At 26.9% G+C, this 12,288-nt stretch carries 9 protein-coding genes; all 9 read right to left on the bottom strand.

Annotated elements, in window-relative coordinates; genetic code table 11:
* Positions 1–168: 168 nt before the first annotated feature.
* The 9 genes from I6U48_RS00925 to I6U48_RS00885 all read right to left on the bottom strand — a co-directional run bounded on the left by I6U48_RS00925 (position 169) and on the right by I6U48_RS00885 (position 12,187).
* Entirely contained in the window at positions 169–2,085 is a 1,917-nt protein-coding gene (locus I6U48_RS00925; protein ID WP_218318520.1) for a DUF3732 domain-containing protein, read from the bottom strand.
* Between the two features lie 36 nt (positions 2,086–2,121).
* A complete protein-coding gene (locus I6U48_RS00920; RefSeq protein WP_218318519.1) occupies positions 2,122–2,616 on the bottom strand; it encodes a three component ABC system middle component in 495 nt (164 codons plus the stop codon).
* The gene (locus I6U48_RS00915; protein ID WP_218318518.1) at positions 2,616–3,749 is read right to left on the bottom strand and encodes an ABC-three component system protein; all 1,134 of its coding nucleotides are present in this window, start codon (positions 3,747–3,749) and stop codon (positions 2,616–2,618) included. The genes I6U48_RS00920 and I6U48_RS00915 overlap by 1 nt, the downstream gene beginning before the upstream one ends.
* Before the next feature lie 66 nt (positions 3,750–3,815).
* Positions 3,816–3,986, bottom strand: a complete 171-nt coding sequence (locus I6U48_RS00910) for a hypothetical protein (protein WP_218318517.1) — start codon at positions 3,984–3,986, stop codon at positions 3,816–3,818.
* 181 nt (positions 3,987–4,167) lie between these two features.
* On the bottom strand, positions 4,168–5,463 hold the full coding sequence (locus I6U48_RS00905; protein ID WP_218318516.1) for an HNH endonuclease family protein: 1,296 nt from the start codon (positions 5,461–5,463) through the stop codon (positions 4,168–4,170).
* Between the two features lies 1 nt (position 5,464).
* Entirely contained in the window at positions 5,465–7,456 is a 1,992-nt protein-coding gene (locus I6U48_RS00900) for an AAA family ATPase (protein ID WP_218318515.1), read from the bottom strand.
* A 2-nt stretch (positions 7,457–7,458) separates the two neighbouring features.
* The gene (locus tag I6U48_RS00895; RefSeq protein ID WP_246615149.1) at positions 7,459–9,486 is read right to left on the bottom strand and encodes an AAA family ATPase; all 2,028 of its coding nucleotides are present in this window, start codon (positions 9,484–9,486) and stop codon (positions 7,459–7,461) included.
* 154 nt (positions 9,487–9,640) lie between these two features.
* The gene (locus I6U48_RS00890; protein ID WP_218318513.1) at positions 9,641–10,822 is read right to left on the bottom strand and encodes a Shedu immune nuclease family protein; all 1,182 of its coding nucleotides are present in this window, start codon (positions 10,820–10,822) and stop codon (positions 9,641–9,643) included.
* Positions 10,823–11,266: 444 nt separating this feature from the next.
* Positions 11,267–12,187 (bottom strand): hypothetical protein, encoded by a 921-nt coding sequence (locus tag I6U48_RS00885; protein WP_218318512.1) that lies wholly within the window; start codon positions 12,185–12,187, stop codon positions 11,267–11,269.
* Between the last annotated feature and the right edge of the window lie 101 nt (positions 12,188–12,288).

Here is a 12,288-nt window from a genome sequence, read left to right as displayed (position 1 = left end):
TGCTTGTCTATAACTATCTTAGCAAAACAAATAGTTAAAAATTTATTTACGTCCCCCGTGGGTTTTAATGAGCTCAGCGAATTCGCTATTTTAGCAAATGACGCCTATGATACCTAGACATACCTTGATTACATTCAATCTAATTAATGTATATTTTATTTTTCAGCATTAAATTAATGCCTCCATACCTCTCCAAGTTCTTCTTGTGGATTTTTTGAAATAATCTTGTTCTTTTTTCGTCTGCATAGTACTGTAATTTACATGATCAACAACTATTAGTTGAGGTTTTGTTTCTGTATCTTTGTATGTATCTTCAATTTCATCAAACATAACTTTATACATTTTTGTTACAGCCTGCTTATCCTTTTCAGTTTCTATATTACTCTTTTTAGTATCTTCCAAATTGTCTTGTGGAAAATATACTTGACTTGGTTGGTCAAAAAACATCATTGTAGGCATCGGTGATTTTTCTCCTTGTGATGCAAAATACCTTAACAGACTTAAAAAAAGAGCAATATGGCATGATACCCAATTTGCACCACTTCCCATTTCACTTAAAATTACTTTTTCTCCTCTGTTTTTACCCCTCAAAGAAAGTTCAAATTCTTCTAAATCAAAATAGAGATTATAATGTTTAAATTCTTCTTCAAAATCTAAATGAACTTTTAATCTGTTCATATTTTTATTTATACTATTTTTTGCATTCTCTTTGGACTCTTCAAGATTAAAAGCTTTTATATCTTCATTACATTGTACTATTTTTTTCTGAAGTTCAACTATTTCTTCATCTATAGAATTAAATAATCCCTTATCAATTGTTTCAATTAAAAATTTAATTTCTATCTTTTTGTAATTTAATTTATTCTCCAAATCATATCTTGAACTTTTTTCCAAATACTCTTTCTCCATACTTCGTTTTTGAGCCCATTTTCTCTTAATTTCTTTAATTACCTTATCCTTTTCTTTAATTAATTTTCTCTTTTCTTCAAATAAATTATCGTTACTTAAATCTATCAATTTCATTTCTTCTGATAACCATTTAGTAGCTTCTTTAACATCTATAGAAATCTCATTTAAATCGCCACACTCGTGTCCACAAATCGGACAAATATACTCTTTAATTTCATCACTAGATAAATCAGATTTTTGTTTTAATACTTCTAAAGAAGATATATATGAGCTGCTATTTTCATCTGCTGATTCTAAATTTGAAATTTTACTTTTTAATATATCCTCTTTATCTCTTAATTCTTCTATTTCATTCTTTAACTTATTATACCTTGTTACAATTTCACTTGAAGAATATTCATCTTTAAGATTAGGCAAATCATTTCCTAAGTTAATCAAACTATCCAATGTTAGGTTGTCATTTAATTCTCTTCCCAATAAAGCAAAGTATTCTTTAAATTTATCAATTAAGTTATTTCTAATATCCTCTTTAATCTTCTCATTGCTTACTTGATTAGCTAATAGCTTTTTCAATTCTTTTTTATAAGCATTTATTAACATTAACGTTGAATAAAATTCTTGGTCCACTATCCCCGCAAATATTGGAAACTGCTCTATTATATCTTTTTTCTTTTGATAATCATCAAATCTATAAAAAAGTGCAAATTTGCTTGCCATCAAATTTTGATGTTGAAACATATATGATGTCATGTTTCTCAATGATGCTGATTCTTTTTTCTCTTCACCATCATCCTTTAAATTTGTAACATTTAAGCCTAAAAGTTTTTCAATTTGTTTCTGAATAACTTTATAATTATAAAACTTGCAATCCTCAAAAAACTTCATATTTATTGACTTATAATTTATATTATCTGATATCCGAGAAATATACATCTCTTTTCTATATGTATAAGGAGCTTTACGGGCAATTATATACCTTTGAGAGTTAATTACTATAATTAATGAATATATATCCGCAAATTCTGTAATTCTTCCTTTTGGAATAGTACAGCTTGAACTGCAAAGGCAATAATCTATTATTTCAACTAATGCACTCTTTCCAGTTTTCGACTCTCCTGTTATTATATTAACACCTTCGGTCAAATCAACATATCTTTCATTTTCTTCATTTAACAAAATTATAGCTTCAATGTAACTTTTTATGATCATCACCTACTTATCTAATTTTAAACCTATTAAGTCTTCAAATTCTTCAATTTGCATACCCTTCAACATTTTTCCCAGGTAAAATGCTGCTTTAAAATAATCTCTTATCAAATTGGGAGTCTTATTATAAGGAAGCTTCTCTTGTAAGCTTATAATATTAGAAATGCTAATCTTTTCTTGATTTGCTAAAATAATAATGGATTGCTTTGTTATCTTAATATAATCTTCAAACACATATTTTACATGCTTTAAACAAAGCTTTGAATTTAATTTTGTTCCATACTCCTTAAAATTAATTTCCTTTGCAAATATGGAATATATTGTACTATCACTTCGTGCACTATTTAATCTTTCTCTAGCGTCCTTATACATCACAACTGGTAATATATAAAAAATCATTTTAAAATCCAACTCTTTCTCATAGCCTGTCATAAAACACTGAATTATTTTGCTCGTAAAAATCGGATTAAACATTAAAGTTTCAATATGTAAAATAGCCATTATTCATCTCCTACATGCCACTTAAGCTCACCATCATCTACTATAATATGCATCATACCTTGTTGAAAAAAAACTCTATTATTACAAATACCTTTAATATTTTGTAGCTCCATTTCCATTGATTCATAATACATTATTTGAGAATTATTAATAACACTTTCAGGATCTTTTTTAGATATTATTCGGTATTTATTCCGCTTATTATTTAATGTCTTTCCTAAGTCCTTTTTATATTCTTTTAAATCTTTTGATTTCACAATATTAGAATCAAAATACCTAATAATTGTCTTATATGTTCTGCTGTAATTTGTAATCGCTTCAGCTAACTCACTTGACAATTCAATTCTATTTATTTCATCAATAAACTTTTTACCTGTTAGTTCGTTATTTTCAACAGTAGTAATTTCATAATCTTCAAATTCAGTTGGAAGCGGTATACTACTAGTACCTGTAAATCTATTTGCAAATTTTTTAAAAATAGAATCAAACTCTTCATATGTTATTTCCCAACAATTACTCTTGATAGGAAGTGTCATTAATATACCTATAATTGCTGACACAAACTCATCCATTCTATCTCTATCACCTAAAAATTTAAAAATATTTTTCTCATACTTGTCAAGAATTGTCTTTATAGTTTCTTGCTTAGGTTTAATTTCAAATCTTTTTAATACACTTTTTAAATTTGATTTACTATGATTACTATCAAATATCTTGTTGTATATTTTTGTAAAACTGCCCTCTTCTCCTTTAAACTCTTCCCCAACCTTTTTAAAAAGCTCATACTTTTCATCTATTTTTCTATTATTCCAATTATTAAATGTATTTTTATTTGATAAATTGGCTGTTGTATACAAAATTAGCTTTTGGATGTCCTTACACTCATCATAATTGTTATACCAATTCCAAACAGTATTCCAAATTTCATCACTTCTATCAGAAATACTAGTTGTCCCAAAATGATGTTTGACTTCAATCTGCTCTGAAATGCCCTTGGCAGAAATTAAACTTACATCTCCTAAATTTTCTATAATTACTTTATCACCCTTATCCATCTCAAGACATTTAATAAGAGCTATATACGATTGATATATAAATCCTAATGTTTTTAATGTATTATCATTTGTAGCCATCATCTTACTCCTTTAAAATCCTTTAAACAAAATAATAAGTAGACTTATATAAATGATAACACAATATTACAAATTTACAAATAAGAACACATATTCTTTATATTTTCCAAATTTTGATTTAAGATGCTCATTTAAAAATTCACCAATTTTGAAAAGCAAAAGTAGATTCTGCCGTGCTCCCTTCTGGAATTCTTGTTTTAAATTAAATTTACCATTAAGATTTTCTGCAGCATTCAAATCTCCTATTTTCAATATTTCTCAGATGTTAAAAAAGTATAAGCTCTATATTACTTAGAAATAGCAAGTTCAACCAATGCTTCACAACTACCCCAGGGGTAATAAGCGAACCTAAAAGTTCGCCTTGCTAACAATTTGTTTTGCTAATCGCTGTATATAAGGATTTCTACTAAGTAATTTGCTACTTTCTTCTTCTCTTATTTAATATAATCTTAAGTTTTTCAATTTGAACATCATCTATTTTACTATTTAAAAAACCAAGCTGATCCGCTACATCACGTCGTAATTTAAGGAAAGCTTCATCATTTAACTTGCTCTTATCATTTATATATCCTATAATAAGCTGTTTTACCTCACTCACATCATTGAAATAATCCTTATTATCATTATATAATTTTTCTATGTAGCTTTCCGGATATGCAATTCTCTTCTTAATTAGTTCATCTATCTGATTTTGATGATAGTTATATAGAGGTTCTATTTTAAATGTATTCAAATGTTTTGTTATTTCCTTAGTCTTTACATGTATTCCATCAATTAATATTTCATTAGTTAAAGCATCAGCTCTAAAAGTGAAGTAATCATTTAGATTGTACTCATAAGGATTTATATCATCAAATTCAAATTCTTTTGCCCCCTTTAAAGATTGATTACACGACTTACATACTGGTACTAAATTGTACAATGACATTGAAAAGTAAGGATGTTTACTTTTAGATAAAAAGTGATCAATATCAGCCCTCATTTTACCGTTATCTGAGAAAACCGGAGTTATATATTGACGATTGCAATATGGACACACCCTTATACCAGTCTCCATAATAAATGCATAATCATTCCATTCTTCTTTAAAGATATCTATTTGTTTAAAGTTATCCATTGTAATATTAATTCCAGATAACTTTCTAAATTCTTTTTCAAACTCATTTGCAGATAATTCTTTTCCTCTTGGTGACAATCTATTATTAATTTCCTTATTTAGGTTAGGATAATTAAAATTTAAAAGCCTAACCATTTCATATCTGACCTCTTTACAATACTTATTTTTTTTTGAGTTCTCCTGTGCTTTTTTCTTAATATAATAGTACAAATCTTTCACTTTAAAATCTTCATAACCAAATAAATTATATAAATACTCACCATACATCTGATCTTTATTATTCTTATATCCAGATTTAATCAAACTGATTACCAGAGGAAATAATTTATATATCTGATCTTTCAATTTTTTTAATTCGCTCGGTTTACCTGCTGCAAATATTTTATACTTATTTTTAACAAATCCAATAAAATAATTATGTTGCTTTATAAACTTTTTCTTAAAAAGAAAACAATCTTTTTTAACCATATTGGCTGCTTTATATGTGTCATGAATATAAGACCGACGTCTACTATCTATAAGCTTAGGAATAATATTACTTTTGAAATATTGTATGTGCTTCTCCTCTATTTCTCCAGACAACTCAATTCTTATCATATCAATTGTCCTCCTGCTCTTTAATGATATGCTCAATTAGTCTTTCTTTTTCTTCCTTCGATAGCTCATTATAATAGCTTATAATATTTTTTAATTTTTCTGACTTATATTCACTTTCTAATTTTTGAAGTTTAGATTCTAAAGTTGCTTTAATAACTGGCTCACCAATAATACTAATAATATAATTGTAGTATTTTATATCGCTGTAATCCACCTTATCTCCAAGCTTAGCTGAAACTATAAGACTGTCCAATTTTCTAGAAACATCTTTCATAATATCATAAAAAAACAATCCTTTTTCACTTTCTAAATAAAAGGGGTCTTTATACAAATTATAAATATTCTGCCCAAAAGTCTTTATTTCCTTTTCATTTACTTTACCATTCTCTAAATAAACAACATTTGTATGAGGAATATCTCCAAGAGTAATAGGTGAATGTGTTGTAAATAGTATTTGAATTTTTTTACCTGTAAATTGAAGTTTTATCTCATTCAATAATTTTTTAATAAATATTCTTTGCCACTCTGGGTGGCAATATAATTCAATTTCATCAATAAGTAATAGTATATTTTCATTTGTACTTTGAATTATCTCTTGTGAAATATGATTTAAAAAAGTCAAGCTGTTTAGCCAAGAGAAAAAATTCAAATAAGCTCTCTCTCCGGACGACATTTCCAGTCCATTAATCTTAATATATTTTAGTATAAAAGACCTTTCATTAAAAGCACATTTTGTAATAAATGTTGTAAAATTCAAATACAAATCAGAATCCTTCTCATAATCTATAATTTTTCCATAAATATAAGCTAAATCATGTTTGGGATAAATATTATCAATTTCAGAAACATTAGCCATAATTCTATTAAACTCTTCAATTTCATTTGCTGCTAATATGTAATACTCTTTATATTCTTCATTGCATTTACCTAGGTATTTATCAATATATTCTTTTACATCATTAATAGATTTTAGTGTACTTAACTTACTACCAATACTTTCATCTAAAAAATGTAATTCAAACAATAGGTTTAAATATAGTCCATCAATAATATTATTATAACTAACAGAAGATTTCTTAAAAAACACTCTCCACTCTTCTATTTTCTTTTTAGTTATTACTACAAAATCATTGCCAGAAGTGTATGTAGAAGGCTCTTTGTTCGGCAACCTCTCTAGCAATGTTGGAGTAATAACATTTGTAATAGAGAATGCTTTCTGTATTTTCATTCCAAATATTTTATTTTCTCTCAAAATATAATTAAAATAAATAACATCACATATCTCTTGTAAGTTCTGATGGTTTTTCGTTGAAATAATCATGTCTTGCAAGCCATTAAAAATATTGTCTTTAATTCCCTCTGTAGGAAATCCCACTATTTTTCTATAGAAGTCTTTTGATAGCACATCTATTGTAGAAATATTTAATGAGACTTTATTTGTATTGCCATATTCCAAAGAAAACCCTTGATTTTTATAATAACTACTATTGGTTAAATATACTTTTGTTATTGAAAATAAACCTTGTCTATCTTGTAAAATCTCTCCAAAATTATAATCTTTATCATTTACATTAATAACAACAGCGTCATTTTTAGTAGTTAACTCTATATTATCATTAAAGTTATGATAAATTTCTATTTTCCACTTGTTATTTTCTTTAAATCTAAAAATTTGAAGCGTTTCATCAATTTCTTCTCTTTGTTTATGTGAAATAATATATTCTTCTCTCTCTTCACTTCTTTTAGGTATAACATCTGTATCGTAAATGTAATTAAGCAAAGTCGTTTTTCCTGAACCATTTTTCCCAACAATTGCAGTAACATTGCTAATGACATTATTTTCAAAGATATTATATATAGAATCATTGACATCAATTTTTAGGTTCTTAATTTTACTATCAAATGTTATTTTGTATGCTTTATTAAAACATATTTCACTTTTATTAATAAAATTGTTTTGAGTTTTATTTATCCATAGATAAATTAGCTCCATAATCAAACCTCCTTTCCTATTATATACTCTATTAATTCTTTTTTCTCATTAGAAGATAGCTTGTCATAGGATTTCATTAAGACTTGAAGTTCATTAGATTTATGCTCTTCAAGTTTTTCTAATACTCCTTTCAATTTTTCGTTTAATGCGAACTTAATAACCGGTTCACCAATCAACCTAATGATCTCTTTTACCTCCTCAATCTTTAAGTTGCTTTCTTCTCTTCCCTGATGGTTAAGAATATCTTTTAAAGTATTAGTTACCTTTTCTATTTTATTTTTTGCAAATTTTCCTATTATATATCTCTCTTCAAAATTTCCGACTTTGGAATTTCCAAAATAAAATGCATCATTAAATAAAGTATATATATTTTGACCAAAGGTTTCTTTGTGTATATTATTAGAGTCATTCCTACCTTTCTTTAGATATATTACATTACTCTTTGGAACATCTGATAACATAATTGGAGAATGTGTGGTTAAAATTATTTGGATATCACAATCTCTAAAAATAGAGGGTAAAAATCTTAGCATTGAATCGATAAAAGCACTTTGCCATTCTGGATGATAAGACAAATCTGCTTCATCAATAAGTAATAATATATTAGTACATTCCACCTCACCATCTTCGAAATTATTTATAACTTTTTCTCCTATTTCACCATCTAATTCATTTTTTAAAGTTGAATATAATCTAGAATAAGTACTTAAAAAGTTATTCTCTCCAGTACTAAGTCCCCATTTAAAATTCAAATAATAAAATGGTATACAGCTTCTTTGATAATGTTTAAAAAATTCTTCAAATATTTTTTTGTCATTTTCACTCATTCTAATTGAAAATAATGGTGAATGTAATAGTTCTAATCCTATTTTAGAAAAATCAAAATTAATTTTTTTATAGTTTTGTATTATCCATTTAATGAAATCTATATATGGCTTAAGTAATTCTTTATAAAATGAATTTCTTTTATTTAAGTTCTTTGCTACATTATCAAGAAAATTATTACAAAGGAATAATATATTTTGATTTTTATCTAAACTTTCATATGCATCAAGAAAACTATCTAATTCTTTTTCTCTATCAGATGGTACAATAGGTGAAACAGTAATTTCTTTTATAGAATTTGACACTATATTTTCTGCCATTAATGCACACCATTTTTCTTTGTCATCCTCATATAAACTCCTTTCCCTTATATTATGAATTAAATATACCATATTCTCTATCTTCTTATGAAATTCTTGTTTTTCAGGTGTAAGATTTTCGCTAAATCCATCTCCATATTTCTTTAATTCATTATAAATGTTTTTAAGATTATTTATGTTATTTACAAACGATGCATCTAACTTATTAGGTAATTCAAACGGAATTGTGTTCTCAAAATCATTAAATTTATAATTATAAACAAACTCTAGCTGTCTATAAATTTCATTATTAAAAAAATTCACTAATATATTTTCTTTGCTATCTATATGTCTATTCTCAAACTTTTTTTTGAAGTCTTGTCTTATCAAACTGCCAACTGAAAAGTCAAGCACTTGTCCATCTTTCTCATATAAGTAATCACTATGACCTAACATATTATTTAAAAAAATCAATTTATTTTTTTTAAGTTGTGGCATTAAATATCCATTTCGCTCTGAATTATTAAAAACTTCTAGTTTATCAAGGCCTTCAATGTTATTCTCTATATTTTCTCTATTAATTGCCATTCCACATGTATAAATTTTAATATTAGAGCTGACTTTATCAAAAAACACAAAAAAACAACTGGCATTAGCAAATGCTCCTTCATAAGTAATACACTCCATTATACATTTTAGAAGTGTAGTTTTACCAGCTCCGTTATCACCAACAATAACATTTAAATTTGTGATTCCCTTTCCCCAAAAACCAGTAATATTCGATTGTTCTTTTTCAAAACATTTTAATTTTCCAGATTTAAATTCAAATTTATATTTTATACTAAAATGAAAATCAACATTTTTGAAACACTCATACTCTTTAATGTATACATATAATAGCTCCATATTCAAATTTGTTCCCTTCAAAAATAATTTATGTCATTAATATATAACTAGACCCACATTACCATCTTTTTCTAATTATTAAAAAATTTGCACACCATTTTAACCGCATATATTATTTAATTTTTTATCTACTTCTACATACTCGATACTTGAGCTATCTATAAAGTGTGATATCACGTTTATCTTTTACAAATAATCTCATCATTTCTTTTACTTTTAATAGCAATTCATCAAAAGTTATTATTATTATATTCCTTAACTCATTTCTAAATAATTCAAAACATTTTTTTTCATCTACATTTAATTTAGATAAATTGCCTATAATCAATATACACTTTGGATTATTAGACATATATCTTTTCTTATTATCGCTTTCATCAATATTTTGATAGTAACTTTTTTGTAGTTCATCTTTATAATATATTAGCTGATTTACTGCTCCTGAAAGCTCACTCGATAACATGTATGTATTTCTATATTTTCTACCTACTAATTTCGTAATAGGAGACTTTATTTCAATTAAATTTATACTATTTGTTATAGCATTCTTATAAGTAAAATCAACATAATTTCCTTTCTTACCATCAATACATATTCCGCCAACATATGCCTGCGGTTGCAATATAATATTAGGGTCAGAGAAACATTGAGCTAATATCCAGCAATATTCCTCAAATAATTTCTGCCAAAACGACTCAGATTTCTCATCAATACATTTTTCCCATTTTGTAATCAATTTAGTGTAATCACTTAACCCATAAAATGATTCCTCTAACTTTTTTTCTATATTATCCAATTTTGCTAAAGCTACATCCAGAGATGATTTAATATCTAATATACTATTATCTATTCTCATAAATAACCATTTTTCCTCTTCTGTGTACGTAGAGGTTGGATGCTCACCTTTCACCCATATCTCACTATTATCTTTAGTCACTTCTTCTAACCTCTCAAAGTAATAATTTATAGTCCAATTACTTTCCCATTCATAGTCATCAAGGAATCTAGAAAAAATAACATAGAAATTATCGTTATGTTTCATAAACTCTACTACCTGAAAAGGCATCATTACTCTCTCCATAGGTTGTTCAGTTTTATTGTTTTTTATATTCAAAAAACTAATTGATAAGTTGTTTGGTATTTCCTCTATTTTCACGTCTTTTATAAGCTGATATAAACAAGAATCACTTTTAGTATTACTAAGTTCATACTCATCATTAGAGATGCAGTAGATATCCCGTGTATGCAAGAATAAGTGATTATTTGAATAAGTGTACTTAATTTGAGCACTTCCAATCTTAACTTGATTTTCTTTTGTATCTATTAGTATTTTCATCTTTATCTCCTTTTTAAATTTCATTGAACTGAACATACTTACACTTTTTTAGTCAACAGCTATTAACGTTTCGAATTTCCGACACTAGTGCACTTATCCGGACTTGACCTAGTATCGCAGGTGTTGCTTGGCTATTTTTTCAAGCCAAGCTGGACAGAAATTTTTTGTTAGCTGATACTTTAAGGTATTTCAATATATAAACGTATGATAATCCTCTAAACTGTTCTAGCTCATTTGCATATACTTTTGAAGATCACCACCATTAGCAGATTCGCTGCGCTCATTAAAACCCTCGGGGGGCATAAACAAATTGTTACAAATTTTAGGTAATACTTGGCACTTTTGTGGGGCATATGTCCCACTTGCTAATGTTTCGCTTTCGCTCAACAGACTAAAGTCCATAAAAAGAAAGCCTAAAAATAGACTTTCTGAAACCAATTGAGATTAACTTATTAGTGAATCAAATATCTCTTCAGCAGACTCAGTTTCTTCTTCAGCATCAATTAACTCATCTATAATTTTCATTGCAAGTTCAACAAGAAAGCTTGCTTTACCCTTTATATATATATCGTTTTCATAAAATTCTAGATATTCTAGTTTTCTAGCTAAGTTGTTTAATTCATTACTTATATAGTCTTCTGATTTACCTAACTCAAAAAGTAAATCTGATAAAGTAACATTAGAGTTTTCTTTAAATACTTTTAATCTTATAATTATTTTCAAAATATCCAATTCCATACCACTAATGGTTCCTCTTACTCTTTCACATTTGCTAATCAAGTCTTTATAATTTTCATAAATATACTCACTATCTACAACATGATCTTCGAATTCTTCATCTTCATTTTTATCATCATCCTCACTTATATGAAAATATTGCATAAATTCGGTTATCCAGTAAGTCTGTATATATTCTGCAAGTCTATCACCAATCCAGTAATCTATTCTTCTATCATTGCCCTTTTGACGTGCCCGTCCAATAAATGTTCTTGCTTTTTCATTTATATCTCCAGTAGTTGCAACAACAAATCTAGATATGTAAACAGTTCCATGTAAATCAATATCATGGATTTCTTTTTCAAAAGCTTCTTCAGCTTGATTTTTCACTTCTTTTACCGAGTTCTTCGAGCCCTTCCCACTATAGATCAGGTCACCTTTTTTAAATTGTATCCCTACATAGCTCTTATGTTTTTCAGGTTCAGTTAGTTCATAGTATTCTATGTCAATTCCTTGTTCCTCAGGTCCACCGGTAAATTTAACTCCGCCTAGTTTCATTTTTTTTAAAACTGGTACAAAAATATCTTTTGCCATTGTATGCTCGTGCAATGTATTAAGTAGTTCTAAAATTTTTTCTTTACTAACCATATTTATACCTCTTTCTATCATCAGATTTATATTATTTTATTAAATAAATTATTCAAGCACTTATAAAATAAAAAGGCATATTATTGCTATAATAATTATTC

It is taken from the genome of Clostridium thailandense (assembly GCF_019207025.1).
Classification (GTDB): domain Bacteria; phylum Bacillota; class Clostridia; order Clostridiales; family Clostridiaceae; genus Clostridium_AM; species Clostridium_AM thailandense.
The sequence above is the reverse complement of the archived record's forward strand: the minus strand, read 5'-3'. Positions and strand labels throughout refer to the sequence as shown.

Excerpts from the sequence above, each read along its gene's own strand:
- I6U48_RS00920 (WP_218318519.1), bottom strand. The coding sequence starts at position 2,616 with ATGGCTATTTTACATATTGAAACTTTAATGTTTAATCCGATTTTTACG.
- I6U48_RS00915 (WP_218318518.1), bottom strand. The coding sequence starts at position 3,749 with ATGGCTACAAATGATAATACATTAAAAACATTAGGATTTATATATCAA.
- I6U48_RS00905 (WP_218318516.1), bottom strand. The coding sequence starts at position 5,463 with ATGATAAGAATTGAGTTGTCTGGAGAAATAGAGGAGAAGCACATACAA.
- I6U48_RS00900 (WP_218318515.1), bottom strand. The coding sequence starts at position 7,456 with ATGGAGCTAATTTATCTATGGATAAATAAAACTCAAAACAATTTTATT.
- I6U48_RS00895 (WP_246615149.1), bottom strand. The coding sequence starts at position 9,486 with ATGGAGCTATTATATGTATACATTAAAGAGTATGAGTGTTTCAAAAAT.
- I6U48_RS00890 (WP_218318513.1), bottom strand. The coding sequence starts at position 10,822 with ATGAAAATACTAATAGATACAAAAGAAAATCAAGTTAAGATTGGAAGT.
- I6U48_RS00885 (WP_218318512.1), bottom strand. The coding sequence starts at position 12,187 with ATGGTTAGTAAAGAAAAAATTTTAGAACTACTTAATACATTGCACGAG.